At 43.5% G+C, this 19,947-nt stretch carries 17 protein-coding genes; 6 read left to right on the top strand and 11 right to left on the bottom strand.

Annotation, left to right across the window (positions count from 1 at the left end; genetic code table 11):
* Positions 1 to 32: 32 nt before the first annotated feature.
* The 8 genes from QY309_08685 to QY309_08650 form a co-directional block, all read right to left on the bottom strand.
* On the bottom strand, positions 33 to 380 hold the full coding sequence (locus tag QY309_08685; protein ID WKZ61557.1) for an SUF system Fe-S cluster assembly protein: 348 nt from the start codon (positions 378 to 380) through the stop codon (positions 33 to 35).
* Positions 377 to 814, bottom strand: a complete 438-nt coding sequence (locus QY309_08680) for a SufE family protein (GenBank protein ID WKZ61556.1) — start codon at positions 812 to 814, stop codon at positions 377 to 379. The genes QY309_08685 and QY309_08680 overlap by 4 nt, the downstream gene beginning before the upstream one ends.
* Positions 814 to 1,053 (bottom strand): hypothetical protein, encoded by a 240-nt coding sequence (locus QY309_08675; protein ID WKZ61555.1) that lies wholly within the window; start codon positions 1,051 to 1,053, stop codon positions 814 to 816. The genes QY309_08680 and QY309_08675 overlap by 1 nt, the downstream gene beginning before the upstream one ends.
* 8 nt (positions 1,054 to 1,061) lie before the next feature.
* The gene (locus QY309_08670; GenBank protein WKZ61554.1) at positions 1,062 to 2,306 is read right to left on the bottom strand and encodes a cysteine desulfurase; all 1,245 of its coding nucleotides are present in this window, start codon (positions 2,304 to 2,306) and stop codon (positions 1,062 to 1,064) included.
* A gap of 4 nt (positions 2,307 to 2,310) precedes the next feature.
* Positions 2,311 to 3,576, bottom strand: a complete 1,266-nt coding sequence (gene sufD, locus QY309_08665; protein ID WKZ61553.1) for a Fe-S cluster assembly protein SufD — start codon at positions 3,574 to 3,576, stop codon at positions 2,311 to 2,313.
* 2 nt (positions 3,577 to 3,578) lie between these two features.
* Positions 3,579 to 4,334 carry a Fe-S cluster assembly ATPase SufC gene (sufC, locus tag QY309_08660; protein WKZ61552.1) on the bottom strand — a complete coding sequence of 252 codons (756 nt, stop codon included), beginning with the start codon at positions 4,332 to 4,334 and terminating at the stop codon, positions 3,579 to 3,581.
* 40 nt (positions 4,335 to 4,374) lie between these two features.
* Positions 4,375 to 5,820 (bottom strand): Fe-S cluster assembly protein SufB, encoded by a 1,446-nt coding sequence (gene sufB / locus QY309_08655; protein WKZ61551.1) that lies wholly within the window; start codon positions 5,818 to 5,820, stop codon positions 4,375 to 4,377.
* An 86-nt stretch (positions 5,821 to 5,906) separates the two neighbouring features.
* Positions 5,907 to 6,371: an Lrp/AsnC ligand binding domain-containing protein gene (locus tag QY309_08650; GenBank protein WKZ61550.1), complete on the bottom strand. Its 465-nt coding sequence runs from the start codon at positions 6,369 to 6,371 to the stop codon at positions 5,907 to 5,909.
* Positions 6,372 to 6,834: 463 nt separating this feature from the next.
* Between QY309_08650 and QY309_08645 the strand changes: the two genes are divergently transcribed.
* The 3 genes from QY309_08645 to QY309_08635 all read left to right on the top strand — a co-directional run bounded on the left by QY309_08645 (position 6,835) and on the right by QY309_08635 (position 10,230).
* Positions 6,835 to 8,508 carry an AMP-binding protein gene (locus QY309_08645; GenBank protein ID WKZ61549.1) on the top strand — a complete coding sequence of 558 codons (1,674 nt, stop codon included), beginning with the start codon at positions 6,835 to 6,837 and terminating at the stop codon, positions 8,506 to 8,508.
* Between the two features lie 95 nt (positions 8,509 to 8,603).
* Positions 8,604 to 9,707, top strand: a complete 1,104-nt coding sequence (locus QY309_08640) for a hypothetical protein (GenBank protein ID WKZ61548.1) — start codon at positions 8,604 to 8,606, stop codon at positions 9,705 to 9,707.
* A gap of 88 nt (positions 9,708 to 9,795) precedes the next feature.
* A complete protein-coding gene (locus tag QY309_08635; GenBank protein ID WKZ61547.1) occupies positions 9,796 to 10,230 on the top strand; it encodes a hypothetical protein in 435 nt (144 codons plus the stop codon).
* Here the strand turns inward: QY309_08635 and QY309_08630 are convergent.
* Positions 10,227 to 12,005, bottom strand: coding sequence for a chloride channel protein (locus QY309_08630; protein ID WKZ61546.1), 1,779 nt, complete (start codon positions 12,003 to 12,005; stop codon positions 10,227 to 10,229). The genes QY309_08635 and QY309_08630 overlap by 4 nt on opposite strands.
* A 13-nt stretch (positions 12,006 to 12,018) precedes the next feature.
* Positions 12,019 to 13,401 (bottom strand): sodium-dependent transporter, encoded by a 1,383-nt coding sequence (locus QY309_08625; protein ID WKZ61545.1) that lies wholly within the window; start codon positions 13,399 to 13,401, stop codon positions 12,019 to 12,021.
* Between the two features lie 135 nt (positions 13,402 to 13,536).
* On the opposite strand from QY309_08625, the gene QY309_08620 reads away from it, so the two are divergent.
* The gene (locus QY309_08620) at positions 13,537 to 14,967 is read left to right on the top strand and encodes a TonB-dependent receptor (GenBank protein ID WKZ61544.1); all 1,431 of its coding nucleotides are present in this window, start codon (positions 13,537 to 13,539) and stop codon (positions 14,965 to 14,967) included.
* Here the strand turns inward: QY309_08620 and QY309_08615 are convergent.
* Positions 14,964 to 16,358 carry an alanine/glycine:cation symporter family protein gene (locus QY309_08615; protein WKZ61543.1) on the bottom strand — a complete coding sequence of 465 codons (1,395 nt, stop codon included), beginning with the start codon at positions 16,356 to 16,358 and terminating at the stop codon, positions 14,964 to 14,966. The genes QY309_08620 and QY309_08615 overlap by 4 nt on opposite strands.
* A 364-nt stretch (positions 16,359 to 16,722) precedes the next feature.
* Here QY309_08615 and topA point away from each other — a divergent pair, with 364 nt between their 5' ends.
* Together topA and QY309_08605 are read left to right on the top strand one after the other, a co-directional pair.
* Complete coding sequence (gene topA / locus QY309_08610; protein ID WKZ61542.1) at positions 16,723 to 19,173, top strand: type I DNA topoisomerase; 2,451 nt, start codon at positions 16,723 to 16,725, stop codon at positions 19,171 to 19,173.
* 82 nt (positions 19,174 to 19,255) lie between these two features.
* Complete coding sequence (locus QY309_08605) at positions 19,256 to 19,945, top strand: NAD-dependent deacylase (protein WKZ61541.1); 690 nt, start codon at positions 19,256 to 19,258, stop codon at positions 19,943 to 19,945.
* The last annotated feature ends 2 nt before the right edge of the window (positions 19,946 to 19,947 follow it).

Genomic DNA, 19,947 nt, shown 5'->3' with positions numbered 1-19,947 from the left:
TATATGATTGATAATTTACTGATTCAACATAGTTACATAAAGCCTAGTTCCAATTTGGCTGCTTCGCTCATCATATCTTGCGAATAGGGTGGATCGAAGGTGATCTCAACTTTTACATCATTAATTCCTTCAATGGCTTTTACCTTTTGCTCCACTTCACCCGGCAACACTTCAGCCGAAGGGCATGACGGTGAGGTCAGTGTCATTAAAATGTACACGTTGTTAATCGGGTATACATTGATCTCATAAATCAATCCCAACTCGTATACATCTACGGGTATTTCCGGGTCGTATACCGATTTGATGGCACTTACAATCTTCGACTTCAAATCGGGTATTTCTACCGTTGCGTTTTCTTTATCGGTTTGTGATTCACTCATGAGCGAACTTCCTGTTTAGTTTTAAAGGCCAGGGCATACAGTTTCATTTGCTTGATCATGGCCGCAAAGCCATTTGAACGCTGGGTGCCAATAAACCGTTCCATCCCGATTTTATTCATAAAGTATAAGTCGGCATTTAAAATGGCATCGGGTGTCTGACCGTTGAAAATTCTTACCAGCAAACTTACCAGTCCTTTCGTTATGGCGGTATTGCTCTCTGCTGAGAAATAGATTTTATCCTGATCGAGGTTTGCCGTAAGCCATACTTTCGATTGGCATCCCTTAACAATATTTTCTTCAGTCTTGTCCGCTTCCTTCATGTCCGGGAGTTTTTGTCCGAGTTCCATGATATAGAATACGGTCATTTCCATATCACCATCCAGCAACGAAAACTCGCTGATAATTTCATCTTGAATGGTATTGATGGACTGCATTACTTAAAGACTGTTAATTCCAGCTTTGAAATTCTTTTTTCGTGTTCAGCAACAAGCCTGATTTCATCTGCCAGTTTAAGAATTGCGCGTGAATTCTCTGCGGTTTGCAATCCTTGCTTTATTAGCTCGGTATTCATCTGCTTGATTTGATCTTTCATTTCGGAAACTTCTCCGACAAGCCGATCTTGCCCACGAACCATTTCTGCCAGTAACTCAATAATTTTTTCTTCGTTTTTCATGGTTAGAACTATTTTGCTGACATGAAGTTAATAATTCTATCAAGTCCCTCCACTAAACTATCAATCTCCTGCTTTGTATTGTAAACAGCAAATGAGGCACGTACGGTTCCTTCAATGCCAAAGTGATCCATTAGCGGTTGCGTACAATGGTGCCCTGTGCGAACAGCCACACCTCGCGCATCAAGCATCTGTCCGATGTCGAAGGGATGAATGCCATCAACCGTAAAGGACAGTACGCTCACTTTGCTTTTTGCGGTGCCAATTAGTTTAACGTCTTTAAGCGCTGACACTTTTTCGGTAGCGTAGGTGAGTAGCTCGTGCTCATAAGCGCCTATGTTCTTTTTTCCAAGCTGATTGATGAATTGGATGGCAAAGTTTAAGGCTATCACATCAGCAATGTTAGGGGTACCCGCCTCAAATTTGTATGGCAGATCGTTGTAGGTTGTTTTTTCAAACGTTACCTCCTTGATCATCTCTCCGCCTCCCTGATACGGTGGCATTTTTTTGAGCAATTCTTTTTTGCCGTACAATATACCTGCACCTGTCGGACCATACATTTTATGGGCAGAGAGGCAATAGAAATCGCAGTTCAATTCCTGAACGTCAATTTCCAGGTGTGCACCTGCTTGTGCGCCATCAATCAATACAACGGCACCTGCTTCGTGAGCAGCATCAATGATTTCTTTAATGGGATTGATCGTACCCAGACTATTGGAAGCATGGTTGACAGATACAATTTTAGTTTTTTCAGACAGGAGTTTTTTAAACAAATCCAAATCCAGTTCTCCGTTTTCAAGAACGGGAATGACTTTTAGTATAGCCTGCTTTTCTTCACACAGCATTTGCCACGGAACGATGTTCGAGTGATGCTCCAGGCCGGATATAATGACTTCATCTCCAGCCTTAATAAAAGCCCTGCCGTATGTAGATGCAACCAGGTTTATCGCTTCCGTAACACCGCGAACGAAAATAACTTCTTGCTCAGAAGCTGCATTGATAAAAGCTTTGGCCGAATGCCGGGTATCTTCAAAAGCTTTGGTGGCTTTTTCTGCCAGGGTATGAATGCCGCGATGTATGTTGGCATTGTAGCCTTTGTAGTAATCAACTAACGCGTTAATTACGCCCAGTGGTTTCTGACTGGTTGCTGCATTATCAAAATAAACCAGTGGCTTACCATTTACCTGTTGGTGAAGCACTGGAAATTGCTCCCGTATTTGTTCAATATTCAAAATACCGGTAACGGGAGCATTCATACGATTAAAAGTTTTTGTGCAGGCGTTCGCTGATCAACGAATCGAAATAATTTTTCAAGGGCTCTGAATTGATTTTATCCAACACTTCTCCAGCGAAGGCATAAAGCATCATGGCACGGGCTGTTATTTTGTCAATGCCGCGTGCCTGTAGGTAGAACATCGCCTCTTCATCCAACTGACCGGTGGTACAACCATGCGAACATTTCACATCATCCGCCCAGATTTCAAGTTGAGGTTTGGTATTTACAGTTGCCTTATCGGAAAGCAGAATGTTTCGGTTTGATTGAAACGCATTTGTTTTTTGCGCATCAGGGCGAACATAGATTTTGCCATTGAAAACACCTTTGGCATTATCATCGATTACGCCTTTGTACAATTCGTTACTGTTGGCGTGCGGCTTTCTATGATCTACTACGGTGTGGTTATCCACTAACGTATCACCTTGTAGGATGTATAACCCATCCATATGTGATTCAATGCCTTCGCCATCCAGTATCAGTTGAAGGTTGTTTCGTATAAGCTTTCCATCCAGCGTAAGCGTAAATGAATTTACCCGACTGTCGCGGGTTTGCCAAATAGAGGTTTGACCGAAATGAAAACGTTTTCCTTTATCGGCTTGCAGACTGAAGAGATTCAATGCTGCATTTTCTTCTACAAATCCCTCGGTAACGATGTTGGAGAAACCAGCTTGATCACCAAAGGTATCTTGTTTTTCAATGACGGTTAAGCTGCTGCTTTTCCCTAATCGAATAATGTTTCGTGTAAACGATTTTACTTCGCCTTTTGAGTTGTCGTGTATATAATGCAACACAACAGGCTTGCTTACGGATGTGTTGGCTTTCACTTCAATTGAAATGCCACTGGTCCAGGCAGCTGTGTTCCATGCAACCAATGCATCCGATTTGTAATCCGCTAGTGTTCCAAAACCATTTTCTGTTCCAGATGTTGCTGTGATCTTCAAATCAGTTTGGTTGTACCGGGAGAGTTCCTCAACAAAAACTCCGTTTACAAAAACAAGGGTGTGTGCATCAACACCGGGAATAGCAAATGATTCGGTGCTTTTCAGTTCGCTTGCACTGTTTTTGGTAGCGAAGTTGAAATTCTTTTCAAGCGTACGGGTTATGGGTGTGAATTTATACTCTTCACTTTTATTGCCGGGTAAGCCGAGTTGTTCCAATACCGCGAATGCTTCAGCTTTTAACCCATCAATGGGTTTTATCGCTGCGAGGATATCCGAAAGTAGGGGAGATGTTTCAATTACTGCACTCATGATTACGCTACGGCTACCTCATCTTTAATCCAGTCGTATCCTTTCGCTTCAAGTTCAAGCGCCAGTTCTTTTGTACCTGACTTCACAATCTTGCCTTTGTACAATACGTGCACAAAATCCGGAACAATGTATTCCAGTAAGCGCTGGTAGTGCGTTACAACAATAATCGCTTTATTCTTGTCGCGTAATTTATTCACCCCATTTGCCACAATACGCAAGGCATCAATATCAAGACCGGAATCCGTTTCGTCAAGAATGGCTAACTTGGGTTCCAGCATGGCCATTTGAAATATTTCGTTGCGCTTTTTCTCGCCACCCGAGAACCCTTCATTCAACGATCGATTTAACAACGACTGATCAATCTCCACCAGCTTCATTTTTTCCTTCATCAGTCCGAGAAATGAAACGGCATCTAAGGGTTGCTGTCCACGCGCTTCACGTACCTGGTTAACAGCCGTTTTCATAAAGTTGATGGTGCTTACGCCCGGTATTTCAACCGGATATTGAAAGGCAAGGAATACACCTTCGCGGGCACGTTCTTCCGGAGCAAGCTCAAGCAAATCTTTGCCTAAGTACTCAACGGTTCCATCGGTAACTTCAAACTCTTCACGGCCAGCCAAAACCGAAGCCAGTGTACTTTTTCCGGAACCATTAGGCCCCATAATGGCGTGAACTTCTCCTGGTTTTACTTCCAGGTTCAAACCATTAAGAATTTGATTGTCTTCAATCTTGGCGTGTAAATTCTTTATCGACAGCATACTTTCTATTTCTGACTAATACGTGTAATTAAATTTTAAATCAACCTACGCTTCCCTCAAGCGTAAGTGCTAAAAGCTTTTGTGCCTCAACGGCAAACTCCATCGGCAGTTGATTGAGGACTTCTTTGGCGTAACCATTTACGATAAGGGCTACGGCTGACTCTTCATCGATGCCACGTTGTAAGCAATAGAATATCTGATCTTCGCCAATTTTAGACGTAGTAGCCTCGTGCTCCACTTTGGCGGAATTGTTTTCAACATCAATGTACGGGAAGGTGTGGGCACCACACTTATCGCCCATCAACAGTGAATCGCATTGGGAGAAGTTACGCGCACCTTCGGCACGTTTCAAAATGTGCACCTGACCGCGGTAACTGTTTTGTGAATGACCGGCTGAAATACCTTTCGATACAATTCTGGATTTAGTATGCTTACCGATATGAATCATCTTGGTTCCCGTGTCGGCTTGCTGGTAATTGTTGGTTACAGCAACCGAGTAGAATTCACCCGATGAATGATCACCCTTGAGTACACAGGATGGATACTTCCAGGTAATGGCTGATCCGGTTTCTACCTGTGTCCAGGAAACTTTGGAATGATCACCGGCACACAAGGCACGCTTGGTAACGAAGTTGTAAATACCACCTTTACCTTCTTTATCGCCAGGATACCAGTTCTGCACCGTAGAGTACTTTACATGCGCATCCTTCATGGCGTAGATTTCTACCACCGCAGCGTGAAGTTGATTTTCATCGCGTTGTGGAGCGGTGCAACCTTCCAGGTAGCTCACGTACGAACCTTCATCGGCAACGATCAACGTGCGTTCAAACTGACCTGTATTAGCTGCGTTTATGCGGAAGTAGGTAGATAATTCCATTGGGCAACGAACGCCTTTTGGAATATAGCAGAAGGAACCATCGCTGAACACAGCAGAGTTCAAGGCTGCAAAGTAGTTGTCATTCATCGGCACAACCGAACCGAGGTATTTCTTTACCAACTCCGGATGCTCTTGAACAGCTTCACTGAAGGAACAGAAGATTATGCCGAGTTCGCCTAACTTTTCTTTGAACGTAGTAGCTACGGATACGCTATCCAGTACCGCATCAACCGCAATGCCGGTCAGGCGTTTTTGTTCTGTAAGGGATATGCCGAGCTTTTCGAATGTCTTGAGTAATTCAGGGTCTACTTCTTCCAGGCTCTTCGGTTTTACCTTTTGCTTAGGAGCAGCATAGTAGATAACATCCTGATAATTGATTTCAGGGTAGGTAACATTAGGCCATTTCGGCTCTTTCATGTTCACCCACTGACGATAGGCTTTCAGACGCCATTCAAGCAGCCACTCGGGTTCATTCTTTTTGGCTGAAATAAACCGAACAATGTCCTCATTCAGCCCCTTAGGGGCCGATTCCATTTCGATGTTGGAGGACCATCCATGCTCGTATTCTTTCGAGGTGATTTCTTCCAGAACCTGATTGTCTTTGCTCATTTCAGCCTATTTAGACTAATTTTAAATATCCGCAAAGATATAACAGAAAGGGCAGTTTTTGGTTCGAAATCCCAATAAGTTTGTACTTAAACCAGATCCAGATTACGGTCCAGACTCTCTTCCAGGCTAATCATGGTCTCGGTACGCTCAATTCCGTCAACCTGCTGGATTTTGTCGTGAAGTACTTCTTTCAGGTGGTTTGTATCCCGGCAATGGATTTTGCAGAACATGCTGTAGTTGCCAGTGGTGTAGTGGATATTCGTGATTTCCGGTATGGATTTAAGCTTTGCTAACACTCTGTCGTATAAGGCGCTCTTTTCCAGGAAGATACCCAGAAAAGCCGTGATGTCGTACCCCAACTTGGCGTAATTGACTTTCAAGGTAGTTTTCTCCACAATGCCGGCTTCTTCCAATTTATTCATCCGAACATGCACTGTTCCACCTGAAACAAAAACCCGTTTTGCCACTTCGGTATAGGGTCTTTTAGCATCCTGCATGAGAATTTCCAATATCTGCAGGTCGGTTTTATCAATTTGTAAATTTCTGGACATTTTAGTTAATCGATTATTAGATTATTTCAATAAAAGTATATAAAAATTAAATATATCATAATAATAAGTACTATACTTGAATCAATAATCAGTGTTGGGCTTACTTTGTTGCGTAATTAATAATTACATCGTTCTAAACTTATATTGTAGGGTGTTGAAATTGGCAGACAAGCCCTCCTGTCTCGGGGGTGGGGAGCCAAGGATAAACGCAGGATAATGCCTGTCGGGTTTACCTGACAGACGGGGGTTGACCACCAAAGTTCTCTCGGTATGTCCTGTAGCTAACTTCCCTTTGCAGGTTCGAGTCCTGCTCCTACAGCGCTCTTCATGGTTATTTAAGTTTGAGAAAAACCCCGGCATCAGTTGGGGTTTTTGTTTTTATTTCAAAGGCATTCAGGTTCGCTTTACGTGCTTTATATTTGGCTCAAACAATCGTTTGTTAAGCAGTCAACCGTAAAGCACCATGAAAGATTTTCCCTGGATCAAGAATTACCCTGAAGGCATTCCCGCTGAGATTCATTTGTACGATTATCATTCTTTGGTAGACCTGTTTGAAAAGTCGTGCAAGCAATTCGCGGATCGTGTGGCGTTTGAAAATATGGGAGCTACACTCACTTATGCTCAGGTGGATAAGCTTTCGCTTGATTTTGCTGCTTACCTACAAAGCATTGGTTTACAAAAAGGTGATCGCATCGCCATTCAGATGCCCAACGTGCTTCAGTTTCCTATCGCTTTCTTCGGTGCCCTGCGTGCCGGCCTGATTGTAGTGAATACAAATCCGCTCTACACGCCTCGCGAAATGGAGCACCAGTTTAAAGACTCGGGTGCCAAGGCGATTGTGATTGTAGCAAACTTTGCCCATAGTCTGGAGAAGATTCTATCTCACACCTCCATTCAACATGTTATTGTTACGCAGTTGGGAGATATGCTTGGCGGTTTCAAAGGTTGGCTGGTAAATTTTGTGGTGAAGCACATTAAAAAGATGGTTCCTGCGTATCACCTTCCTACAGCCGTCAACTTCATGGATACCCTGAAGAAAGGTGCGGGGTTTTCTTTATCAAAACCAACTATTACGAATGACGATGTTGCTGTTCTTCAATATACCGGTGGCACAACGGGTGTTGCCAAAGGTGCGCAACTATCTCACGGAAATATCGTGGCACATAATTCCATGGTCACCAAGTGGTTTATTCCATACCTGAAGCAAACACCTAAAGTGCAGGAAGTGATCATCACCGCCATTCCGATGTACCACATTTTTGCACTTACCGTAAATGGGGTATTGATGTTCAGTGTCGGTGCGAAAAGTATTCTTATCACCAACCCGCGCGATATTCCCGGTTTCGTGAAGGAATTAAAAAAACATAAGTTCTCGATCATTACAGGTGTAAATACATTGTTCAATGGCTTGCTCAACAATCCAGACTTTGCAGCACTCGACTTCTCGTTTTTGAAAGGAGCAGTAGGGGGTGGCATGGCTGTACAAGATGTGGTAGCAAAAAAATGGCATCAGGTTACGGGTAAACCATTAGTTGAAGGATATGGGTTAAGTGAAACATCACCTGTGCTGTGTTGCAATCCGCTTGACGGAACACACCAAATGGGAACGATAGGTTTACCGATGCCCAGTACGGAGGTGGCGATTTTTGATGATGAAGGAAATCAACTGCCGCAAGGAGAGAATGGTGAGATTTGTGCCCGTGGTCCTCAGGTCATGTCGGGCTATTGGCAAAAAGATAATACGGGTGTTTTCTTTCCTGGCGGATGGTTCAGAACCGGGGATATTGGTTTCATGAATGAACAAGGGTTCTTCAAGATCGTTGATCGGAAGAAGGACATGATCAAAGTGTCTGGCTTCAACGTGTTCCCGAATGAAATTGAAAATGTATTAGCCGGGCATCCCAAAATTCTGGAGATCGCAGCCATTGGCGTACCGGATGAGAAATCGGGTGAAGCCATAAAAGCCTTTGTGGTGAAGCGCGACCAATCCCTTACAGCCGATGAGGTGATTGCCTACGCGCGGGAAAACCTTACGAATTATAAAATTCCACGGCACATTGAGTTCCGGTCGGAGTTACCCAAAACCAACGTTGGAAAGATTCTTCGTAGGGCACTGAAGGAAGAAACGGCCTCCTAGGTTCTTGTTTATTATTGGTATTTTCTTTTCGCACACGGGTATTATTCCTCCCACTGGCGTTATATTTTTGCGCCTTCAATTAATACCCCATTTTCATGCTATTCCGTTTGTTTGTTACCCTTATTGCATTGTTCACGATTGTATCCTGTTCAACTAAAAAGGAAGAGAATACTGCAGTAGAATATAACGAAGCTGCTGATTCGTTGAAGTATCCCAATGAAAGGCATATCCGAAACCTTCGTCAGTTGACATTTGGTGGGGATAATGCCGAGGCATACTGGAGTTTCGATAACACCAAACTTGTATTTCAATCCAACAACAAGGCGTGGGGAGTTCAATGCGATCATATTTTTTACACCACCGTTGGTGTAGATAATCTGAAAGAGAATAAGCCTGCCATGATCAGCAATGGAAAGGGGAGAACAACCTGCTCATACTTCTTGCCAGGCGATTCAACAGTGGTTTATGCATCAACACATTTAGGGGGTGATGCCTGCCCTGCTGATCCGGAACGCGTACCGGGTGGCAAATACCTATGGCCGATTTTTCCAACCTATGATATTTTTGTTGCCGATCTGAACGGTAACATCCTCAAGCAACTCACAACCGAAACCGGTTACGATGCGGAAGCAACCGTATCTCCAAAAGGAGATAAAATCGTATTTACCTCTACCCGTAATGGCGACCTTGACTTATACACCATGAATCTGGACGGATCGGATGTAAAACAAATCACATTTGATCTTGGATACGATGGGGGAGCATTCTTTTCACCGGATGGAAGCAAAATTGTTTTCCGCGCTTCACGTCCTAAAACTGATGAGGAAATAGCTGAATACAAAGATTATTTATCGAAAGGCCTCGTTGCACCTACCAATATGGAGATTTATATCTGCAATGTAGATGGATCAGATCTTCGCCAGGTTACCAACCTGGGCAAAGCCAACTGGGCACCTTTTTATCATCCTTCTGGTAAGAAGATTGTATTTTCTTCCAACCACCATGGCGAGCGCGGTTTTCAGTTTAACCTGTTTATGATCAATGAAGATGGTACCGGTCTGGAACAACTCACCTACGATGGTGTGTTTGATTCCTTCCCGATGTTTTCATACGATGGAAATCACCTGGTATTTTCTTCAAACCGCAATAATGGTGGAACGCGCAACACCAACCTGTTCGTAGCCGAGTGGGTTGATTGATTCAAATTTGTGGTGGCTGAGATACTCGAAGCCACCGTATTTGAGTCTTCACGGCAGTTTCCTTAATTTGCTGAAAATATCTACGGCTATGAAAGGATTTTTTGAGCACCAGTACCTCTCGTATAAGAAAAACCACCTGAAGCACTTGCTGGCCTTGGCCAATGCCGATGGAACGATTCACGAAAAGGAACTTAAGCTGTTGTTCAAGCTGGGTAAGAAGTATGGCCTCAAGGATTGGCAGATCCAGAACCTGGTGGATAGCAAGGAAAAATTTAAGCTGAACATTCCGGATAATTTCTATGACCGGATGAACCTCTTGTATGATTTGATTCTGATGGTGTATGCTGATGGTGTGGTGGAGAAAAGGGAGATCGCGTTTTGCGAAGATGTGGCCATTAAATTCAAAATGAAGAAGAGCATTGTAAAATGGTTACTCGAGAATTTTGAAAAGGGAACACCTCCGCCACCCGATGAATGGGAGGAGATCAAAGAACAAGCCCTGGAGAAGTATACGGTTGCCTAGTGCACCGACTTTTCAATTAGCTCACTTCTGTACTTGTTGAAAATCGCTGACTTGGAAATGAACCCGAGGTATTTACCCTGACGTGTTACAGGTAAATTCCATGAGTCAGTTGCATCAAACTTCTTCATGACCTCATCCATAGATTCGCCTTCTTCAATAATGGCTGGTGCTTTTCGCATCAGTTCTTTTACAACAATTTTATCGTAGAGTTCAGTGTTGAACATGATCTCCCGAATTGAATTGAGTTCAATCACTCCGGTCAGTTTACCTTCTTCGGTTATCACCGGAAAAATATTTCGGGTTGTTTTTTCAATGACAGCAATCAGGTCACGTAGCCGCGCTGTCTCCACGATTGATTGAAAATTCGTTTCGATTAAATTAGATAGGGATAGATCCGACAGAATTTTCTTGTCCCGATCGTGAATAATAACTGCGCCTTTTTGTGCGAGCTTTTTACTTTCTATAGACTCGGGTTCAATGAATCGGGATACGGTGTAACTGATAGAAGCAACAATCATCAACGGAATCATCAGTCCGTAGCCACCGGTAACCTCAGCAATAAGGAATATAGCCGTTAGCGGGGCATGCATGACACCACTCATAACCCCCGCCATGGCTACCAGTGTAAAATTGCTTTCCGGCAATTTGCCAAAGCCGGTCAGGTTAATGAATCGTGAGAAGAAGAACCCAAGAAAAGCTCCCGTCATCAGGGAAGGAGCGAAGTTGCCACCGTTTCCTCCGCTGCTTATGGTTGCACCTACCGCGAAAGTCTTGGCCAGCATAATGCCACCGATAAACAGAAGTATCAGCCATTCATTCGTAATAAAGTCTTTGAGGATGCTTGCATTCAACAAGGTTTGGGTGCTGTTCTGCGAAAGCGCAATTACACTGGAATACCCTTCACCAAAGAGGGGAGGAAAGAGTAGGATGAGTACAGCCAATATGCCGCCACCGATAAATACTTTTACATACGGACTTTTTCGCTTCGCAAACCAGGCATCCACTTGCAAAAAAGTACGGGAATGATAGGTGGCCAGCAACCCAGCAAATATTCCCATCAACACATAGTACGGAACGTTGTAAAAGTTAAATGGTATTTGTGTTTTGAAGGATAGCAGGATACCATCTTGTAAAATTATGTTCGAGCATAAAGCACCAACTGCTGATGCAATAATGAGTGGAATGAATGCTGTGGCGCTGATGTCAAGCAATAAAATTTCAATGGCAAAGAGTACTCCGGCAATAGGGGCGTTAAACGCAGCGGCAATACCTGCGGCTGCCCCGCAGGAAAGCAACAACGTACGTTGCCTGTAATTCAGGTGGTAGGTGCGGGCATAGTTTGAGCCAATGGCTGAGCCCGTAGTGGCTATGGGCGCCTCAAGTCCCGATGATCCGCCAAACCCGATGGTAATCGCACTGGTAATCAGGTGGGCTACCATGTGAAACGGTGCCATCAGGCTTGATTTCCTAGTTATGGCATACAGGATGAAAGAGGTGCCCTTATCGAATGAGCCTTTGTGAAAACGCTGCGCATAGAGTACTGTAATCAATAAACCGATAAAGGGTAAGAACAAGTAGAGCCAGAATTGAAAAGGCAGTTGGTAATCGTGGGTGACTAGTTCATAAATCAGATGCACCAACGATTTGAGCAGTACCGCTGCAAGCCCAGCGGTAAGCCCCACCAACACACTTGAAAGAATGAAGAATTGTCGTTCGCTAAGTTTTTGCTGTATCCAGCTTAATAACAGACTATGTTTTTGCGCCCATTCATTCATGCGTTCTTACTTGTCACAGGATTTTATCCAGTCCGAAAAATTTATCGATGATGATCAGGATAGAAAACAGCCCAAGCAATACAGGGCAAACATACTTGATGGTAAAGTTTATATACGATTCAATAAATGAACCCTTGTATCCGGGATTACCATTGGCAATCTCTTCGCTCATGTTCCTTGCGCTCCACCTTCTCGAAATAAAAATAGTCATGAGGCAACCTCCGAGAGGTAAACTAATATCGGAGAATACTTCACTAACAAAATCCAACGCTGACTTATCGTTATAGAAGCTAAGTGATGAGAATATGTCAACAGCGCCTTGTGAAAGCATGCTGGGCAATCCAAGAACAAAAACCAATGCGGCTAATATCCATACACTGATTTTTCTGGGCACTTTCTTTTGATCAACCATGTAGGCTACCGGTACTTCCAGCAATGAAATAGTTGAGGTTAATGCTGCAAAGCAGAGGAGCAGGAAAAAACCACCACCGACAACCTTGCCTAATATCGGACCCATAGCCTGGAAAATGCCGGGCAATACAACGAACACAAGCGCAGGTCCTTGTTCAGGCGACTGGCCTTGTGAGAAAACCAATGGAAAAATTAATAAACCTGCTAGAAATGCTACTGAAATATCAATGAATGTAATCGTCAATGCTGATTTCAAAATATTTTGATTCTTACTCACATATGATCCATATGTAATCAATGCACCCATGCCAAGCGATAAAGAGAAAAATGCTTGCCCCATGCCGGAGTAAAGTGTTTCAAGGGTAATTTCACTAAAATCCGGAAGGAGATAAAACTTAACACCATCCATAGCATTAGGCAATGTAAGGCTATAGATGATCAAGCTTATGAGAATCACAAATAACGTAGGCATCATAATTTTGGATGCCCGCTCAATACCGCCCTGCACACCCTTTACTACAATAAATGCAGTAATGAACATGAAGCATAGCGAAAAGATCAGGTTATCCCAGAAGTCGACCACATAACGCCCAAAAAAGGCGCCATAATCTTGCTCATTGAGTAAATCGCTGAAGGAAATTTCAATGAAGTATCCGAATGCCCAGCCCGCAACCACATTATAAAAAGAGAGGATCATGATGCCGCACAGGATTCCATAGAGCCCAAGAAAGCCCCACTTTTTTCCCCCAAGCTTGTTGTATGAACCGTAGGCATCCAGCCCGACCCTTCGGCCGATGGAAATTTCACCCACCATTACGGGGTAACAGAATAAGAAAGTCAAGGCCAGGTAAATGAGCAAAAATGCAGCACCACCGTTTTGGCCGGTCTCGTAGGGGAACTTCCAGATGTTGCCTAACCCTACGGCCGAACCTGCTGCCGCCAGTATAAATCCTATCCGACTGGTAAAACTTCCGCGTTGATCCATTTGTTTTATCTGGTAAAGTGCGAAAAATAGACCATCTGCGTTAATATTCAAAAAAACATACAACGCTTGAGTGGTTCGTTCAAGGTTGTTTACCTTTGATTGAATTTTTTGAACTGGCTTTAATCAATGTTGGGTATGATGGATGAATTCAGGAAACTGACTACGCAGGAAAAGGCGCTGCGTATTAACCTTAGTCGGGATGTGTATGGCTCCTTCGCAGAAATTGGTGCAGGGCAGGAGGTAGCGGCAAACTTCTTTAAAGCGGGCGGTGCTTCCGGAACTATAGCCAAAACCATGTCGGCTTACGACATGAAGTTCAGTGATGCCATCTATGGACAATGCGAGCGATATGTGTGTGAACCCAGGTTGATGAAAATGCTGGAACATGAATATCCTCTTTTAGCTGAACGACTTCCTCATCGCATTGAAACCACGAAATTTTTTGCATTTGCGAATACGGTTGAGGTGCTGAATTTTGAACGTACCAATCAGGCTCATGGATGGATTGGTTTACGCTTTCAGCTAAATCCGAAGGCGGATTATAATGATTGTGTAATACATGTGAAAATGCATGACAACGATCCGTTGCAACAGCAGTACGCATTGGGAATTGTTGGCGTAAACCTGATTTATGCATGTACATACTTTACCGATCCGGAACAAATTCTCATGTCATTGCTTGATGGATTACAAGGCAAGCGGATTGAAATCGATATGTTTCGACTTGCCGGTCCGGACTTCAAGAATGTCGATAACAGGCTTATGGCGTTGAAACTTGTTAAAAATGGTTTTACACGTGCAGCTATGTTTGGGCCGGATGGCGAAGTGATGCAGCCCTCTGATGAATTATATAAAAAAAATGTGCTCGTTTTACGTGGACGTTTCCGTCCGCCAACTCACGTAAATGTTGACATGTTGCTGGCTGCCCGAAGAAAATTCAAACATGAACCAGACGTAGAGCGATCAAATATTATGGTGTTGACTGAGTTGACACTTAATGATCTTAGCGCAGACGGTGCAATTGATGAAACAGACTTCTTACATCGTGCTGATATCATCTGCTCGTTGGGTCAAAATGTACTCATTTCAAATTATTTTGAATACTATCGTTTAGTCGATTATCTATCGCGTATAACCCGAGGAAAGAAAATCGGGATCATCATGGGTATTAATGCCTTGCAGAAGGTTTTTGATGAGAAGACGTATGAAAATACGCGTGGCGGAATTCTGGAATGTTTTGCTTCTCTGTTCGGAACCAATGTGAAACTCTATATCTATCCGGCATTGGTGCGTAACTCGGCCAACATCATGACCTTAAAAGATTTTGAAGAGGATTTGCCGGTCAACCTCAAAAACCTGTTCCGCTATTTAATGGACAACAACAAGCTGGAAGACATCAAAGATGCCAACACCAAAAACCTGCACATCATTTCCGATCATGTGCTGGCCATGATTAAGAATGGTCAGGTTGGTTGGGAGAAATTCGTGCCACACAAAGTAGAAGAGGCCATCAAAGAGCGAGGACTTTTTGATTATCATCCATCCGGAGGTGTTCCGGTATCTTAACCTTCTTTTGCTTTAAGATCGGCAAAATATCGTCTGGCTTCTTTTAACACGTTGGGAGCCAACAAAAATCCAGATACCATTGTGGGTATGGCCATTAATGCGTAAGCGATATCAATGATATTCATAATATCCTGCATGGAGGCAATTGCACCCAATACCACGGTTATCAGGTAAAAATAGTTGTACCACTTGCTGGCCTTAACTCCGAATAAAAAGGACAGTGATTTACTTCCGTAATAGCTATAGGAGAATACAGATGTAATCGCAAAGAAGAATGCGCAGGTTAGCAGAATGTATTTTCCAAAGCCGGGCAGTGCGCTTTGAAACGCCATAGAAGTTAAGGTTACACCATTCGCATCGGTTGTTTTCCAAACACCGGTTGCTAAAATTGCCAACGCAGTTAGCGTACATACAATCAGCGTGTCAATAGCCGGGCTCAACATGGAGACCAAGCCTTCGCGAATTGGCTCAGTGCTTTTTGATGCACCGAGGGCCATAGGTGCTGTACCAATACCTGCTTCATTAGAGAAGGAAGCTCTTCTGATTCCGGCAATGATCAAGCCGCCCAATATACCACCGAGTGCGGGCTCGCCATGATAGTTTTCAGCGGCAAAGGCATCGGTAACAATCATCCATAAATAATGAGGTATATCGGTGATGTGCATAATCAATATGGCAAACACCGAAAGAAAATAGAGCACAATCATCATCGGCACCATTTTGCCAGCCCAATTACCGATGCGTTGTATACCACCCAGAATTACAATACCGGCAATGATCATCAATGACAAACCAATAATAAATTTTGGGGTGCTGATGGTAAAGCCGATAAAGCTAAACGTTGCTGCTTTTATTTCTTCCGAACTGATTCCGATATCAACAATGGCTTGTGTTAATTGATTGGCCTGGAAAATTGGTAGGCAACCTACGAGGCAGCACACACTAAACAACACGGCCAGTGGATACCATTTCTTGCCTAAAGCTTCGCGTATCACATACATGGGGCCACCTTGAATTTCTCCGGCTGAATCTTTACCTCGATACATAACAGCAAGCGTACTGGTAAAGAAGTTGGTTGACATGCCAACGAAAGCGGTAACCCACATCCAAAACAAGGCACCTGGTCCACCAATGGAAATAGCAGCCGCGACACCGGCAATATTTCCCATGCCCACTGTTGATGCCAATGCGGTTGATAACGCTTGGTACGGATTGATTTGTCCGGGGTCGTTGGGGTTTGTGTATTTACCGCGCAACACATTAATGGCGTGCTTGAAATATTTATATTGAGCAAACCGGGAATAAATCAAAAAGAATAGTCCACCAAGAATCAGCAGGAAGGCTACAGGTGTGTAAATATCATTGGCGATGCGTGCAATCCATTCGCTCATGTGGCTAGCGTTTAAAAGTTTAGAAGCCTTAAAAGTATAAATTCTTTGTTGAATTCATATGCCATCTTCTGTAAGTGATTCCAGGCAAATTGCTCGTGCGCGTGCGCGCGTGATAGAAAAACATTTTTGACTTGCAAATATTTTTTTTAATTCAACTATGATTAGAGCTTTCTAATTTGTGTTTTTTGATGTGTAATATTTCTGTTTATCAGCACATTGAGCACTTTTCAAACATCTTAATAGGAGGGTGCTAAACAAACAATGTAGATGTAGCGTTGAGTTCTCAACTATCGTGTTGTTATCTGCTGAAATTTGATTTTTTAAAAATTTGCAGATATTTGAACCCTTTGATTAACGCGTAGACATGGGAAAAAATCTGGTAATCGTTGAGTCTCCGGCAAAAGCAAAAACCATTGAAGGTTATCTTGGAAAGGATTTCAAGGTGGCCTCAAGCATGGGTCATGTGCGTGATTTGCCTAAGGGCAGTGGTGCTATAGATATTGAGAACGGATTTGAACCAACGTATGAAATCAGTCCTGAAAAGAAGGATGTAATCAAGACACTTAAAAAGTTAGCCGAGGATGCAGAGATGGTTTACCTCGCGAGTGATGAGGACCGTGAAGGAGAAGCGATAGCCTGGCATCTGAAAGAGTCCCTTGACCTCAATGACAAAAAGACCCGAAGAATTGTATTTACAGAAATCACTAAGAAGGCAATTCTGAATGCACTTGAAAATCCACGCAGTATAGATATTGATCTGGTAAATGCACAACAGGCACGAAGGGTACTCGACAGGTTGGTTGGTTATGAACTTTCGCCTATTCTTTGGAAGAAAGTAAAGACGGGTTTATCTGCAGGTCGTGTGCAATCTGTTGCTGTGCGGTTGGTGGTTGAGCGTGAACGCGAGATTACCGACTTCAAAGCTAAGTCTGCGTTCCGCGTAACAGCATTGTTCGATTTAGGAAAGGGCAAACAACTTCAGGCTGAGTTGCCTGAACGCTTCGATTCTGAAGACGAGGCATTGGAGTTTTTGGAATCGTGCAAGGGAGCAAAATTCTCTATTGGTGATTTGCAGACCAAGCCCTTGAAACGTTCACCTGCGCCTCCGTTCACTACCTCTACATTGCAACAGGAAGCATCGCGCAAGTTGAGTTTCTCGGTAACACAAACCATGATGGTTGCGCAAAAGCTTTATGAAGGAGGTAAAATCAGTTACATGCGTACCGACTCTGTGAACCTATCGGACGAAGCGCAACAAGGTGCCAAGAAGCAAATTCAGGATACGTATGGAAATGAATTTGTTAACCTGCGTCAATACAAAACGAAATCATCAAGTGCACAAGAAGCTCACGAGGCGATTCGACCAACCGATTTTTCTGTACTTAATCCGGGTATGGATCGAAACGCCCAACGTTTATATGAGCTGATTTGGAAACGTGCCATTGCTTCGCAAATGGCTGATGCTGAATTAGAGAAGACTACCGCTACCATTGATATTTCCACTAATCCGCGAAAGCTTATCGCTACAGGTGAAGTGATTAAGTTTCAGGGATTTTTGTCTGTGTATATGGAGTCAGACGATGATGAAGATGAAGAACAAAGTGGAAAGGTATTGCCTCCGCTAATAGTAGGTCAAGATTTGAAATTAGACGAGCTCATGGCTCGCCAGACTTTTTCCCGTAATCCACCACGCTATACCGAAGCAAGCTTGGTTAAAAAACTGGAAGAACTCGGTATTGGTCGACCTTCAACCTATGCGCCAACCATCTCGACCATTCAAAAGCGTGGGTATGTGGTGAAGGAGAGTCGCGAAGGAGTGGAACGTGCTTACCATGTTTTCAAACTGGAAAATGATACGGTATCCCGTAAGGAAGAAACGGAAATAACGGGTGCTGAAAAGAATAAGTTGTTCCCAACCAACATTGCTATGGTTGTGAACGATTTCCTGGTCGATCATTTCCCGGACATTACCGACTACTCATTTACATCTGAAATTGAGCAGGAGTTCGATGAAATTGCCATGGGCAAACTGGAGTGGCATAAAATGCTGGATAATTTCTATTCACCATTCCATAAGAAAGTTAAGAAGACAGAACAAGTCGAGCGTTCATCGGTAAGTAAGAATCGCGAGCTGGGTGTAGACCCCAAAACAGGAAAGAATGTTTACGTTAAGCTTGGTAAGTTCGGTGCTTATATTCAATTGGGTGAAAATCCAGATGACAATGGGGGTGAGAAACCAAAGTTTGCCAGCCTTCGTCCCGGTCAGTTTATCGAAAACATTACCCTTGAAGATGCGCTTGAACTAATGAAGATGCCCAGGCAAATGGGAGAGTTTGAGGAAGGTCCGGTAGTAGTAAACATAGGTCGGTTTGGTCCTTATGTTTTACACGATAAAAAATTTGTTTCTATCCCAAAGGAAGAAGATCCGTATACCATCACACTTGATCGTGCCATTGAGTTGATTCAAAACAAGCGAATTGCAGACGCGAACAAAACTATAAAAACGTTTGATGAGAATCCGGATATCCAGGTGTTGAATGGTCGTTTTGGTCCATACATTAAAGCCGGGAAGAAAAATGTCAAAATTCCGAAAGACAAGGAGCCGAAGGACTTAACATTAGCGGAATGCCTGGAACTTGCGGCCAATGCACCGGAGAAGAAAGGAAGATGGGGACGTTTTGGCGGAGCGAAGAAGAACGAGGAGTCAACGGATCCCCCAGTGGCAAAGACAGCGAAAAAGACAGCAAAAGCTCCCGCAAAGAAAACCGCTAAAAAGACGGCCAAAAAATCAGCAGTCCGAAAGAAGAAATCATAACAGCACTCCTGATTTGATGTTTGACTCTTAATATGTTAGCGATTTCCAAAATCGTTGTCATGGTCATTAAGTTTAATTTCAAATGAAACATCTTGTTATCCTTACTGGCGCGGGCATAAGTGCTGAAAGTGGTATTCCCACATTCCGCGATGCCGGTGGTTTATGGGAAGGTTTTAAGGTAGAAGACGTAGCAACCCCAGAGGCATGGCAACGAAATCCGCAACTGGTTCTTGATTTCTATAATCAACGGAGGAAGCGCGCATTGGAAGTTAAGCCTAATCGTGGTCATGAAATTTTAGCCGAGCTTGAATCGCAGTTTAGGGTAACAATAGTTACACAGAATGTTGATAACCTTCATGAACGTGCGGGGTCTTCGCATGTCCTACATCTTCATGGAAGCTTGTTCGAATCCAGAAGCACAATAGATGAATCTTTGATTTATCCAGTAGAAGGTTGGGAACTTAATCCGGGTGATACCTGTGCGAAAGGCTCGCAGTTACGGCCCAACATTGTGTGGTTTGGAGAACTGGTTCCCATGATGGAAGTAGCCATTCAGTATGCGGCTACTGCTGATTTCTTTCTAGTCGTTGGAACATCATTGGTCGTATACCCGGCTGCGGGATTATTGCATTATGTGGCTCATGATGTTCCAAAATTTTTGGTTGATCCGAATATTCCCGATCTTACCTTCGTTGGACGTGTGGAAGTGGTTCAAGACAAGGCCAGTACCGGGCTGGAAAAATTAAAATCACGATTAATCGAACTTGCGTAAGT

It is taken from the genome of Cyclobacteriaceae bacterium, assembly GCA_030584025.1.
Classification (GTDB): domain Bacteria; phylum Bacteroidota; class Bacteroidia; order Cytophagales; family Cyclobacteriaceae; genus UBA2336.
The sequence above is the reverse complement of the archived record's forward strand: the minus strand, read 5'-3'. Positions and strand labels throughout refer to the sequence as shown.

What these genes read in the sequence shown, in the direction of transcription:
- QY309_08675 (WKZ61555.1), bottom strand. Translation starts at nt 1,053, where the DNA reads ATGAAAAACGAAGAAAAAATTATTGAGTTACTGGCAGAAATGGTTCGT.
- QY309_08615 (WKZ61543.1), bottom strand. Translation starts at nt 16,358, where the DNA reads ATGAGCGAATGGATTGCACGCATCGCCAATGATATTTACACACCTGTA.
- QY309_08635 (WKZ61547.1), top strand. Translation starts at nt 9,796, where the DNA reads ATGAAAGGATTTTTTGAGCACCAGTACCTCTCGTATAAGAAAAACCAC.
- QY309_08640 (WKZ61548.1), top strand. Translation starts at nt 8,604, where the DNA reads ATGCTATTCCGTTTGTTTGTTACCCTTATTGCATTGTTCACGATTGTA.
- QY309_08605 (WKZ61541.1), top strand. Translation starts at nt 19,256, where the DNA reads ATGAAACATCTTGTTATCCTTACTGGCGCGGGCATAAGTGCTGAAAGT.
- QY309_08680 (WKZ61556.1), bottom strand. Translation starts at nt 814, where the DNA reads ATGCAGTCCATCAATACCATTCAAGATGAAATTATCAGCGAGTTTTCG.
- QY309_08630 (WKZ61546.1), bottom strand. Translation starts at nt 12,005, where the DNA reads ATGAATGAATGGGCGCAAAAACATAGTCTGTTATTAAGCTGGATACAG.
- topA (WKZ61542.1), top strand. Translation starts at nt 16,723, where the DNA reads ATGGGAAAAAATCTGGTAATCGTTGAGTCTCCGGCAAAAGCAAAAACC.
- QY309_08645 (WKZ61549.1), top strand. Translation starts at nt 6,835, where the DNA reads ATGAAAGATTTTCCCTGGATCAAGAATTACCCTGAAGGCATTCCCGCT.
- QY309_08670 (WKZ61554.1), bottom strand. Translation starts at nt 2,306, where the DNA reads ATGAATGCTCCCGTTACCGGTATTTTGAATATTGAACAAATACGGGAG.
- QY309_08625 (WKZ61545.1), bottom strand. Translation starts at nt 13,401, where the DNA reads ATGGATCAACGCGGAAGTTTTACCAGTCGGATAGGATTTATACTGGCG.
- sufC (WKZ61552.1), bottom strand. Translation starts at nt 4,334, where the DNA reads ATGCTGTCGATAAAGAATTTACACGCCAAGATTGAAGACAATCAAATT.
- QY309_08685 (WKZ61557.1), bottom strand. Translation starts at nt 380, where the DNA reads ATGAGTGAATCACAAACCGATAAAGAAAACGCAACGGTAGAAATACCC.
- QY309_08620 (WKZ61544.1), top strand. Translation starts at nt 13,537, where the DNA reads ATGATGGATGAATTCAGGAAACTGACTACGCAGGAAAAGGCGCTGCGT.
- QY309_08650 (WKZ61550.1), bottom strand. Translation starts at nt 6,371, where the DNA reads ATGTCCAGAAATTTACAAATTGATAAAACCGACCTGCAGATATTGGAA.
- sufD (WKZ61553.1), bottom strand. Translation starts at nt 3,576, where the DNA reads ATGAGTGCAGTAATTGAAACATCTCCCCTACTTTCGGATATCCTCGCA.
- sufB (WKZ61551.1), bottom strand. Translation starts at nt 5,820, where the DNA reads ATGAGCAAAGACAATCAGGTTCTGGAAGAAATCACCTCGAAAGAATAC.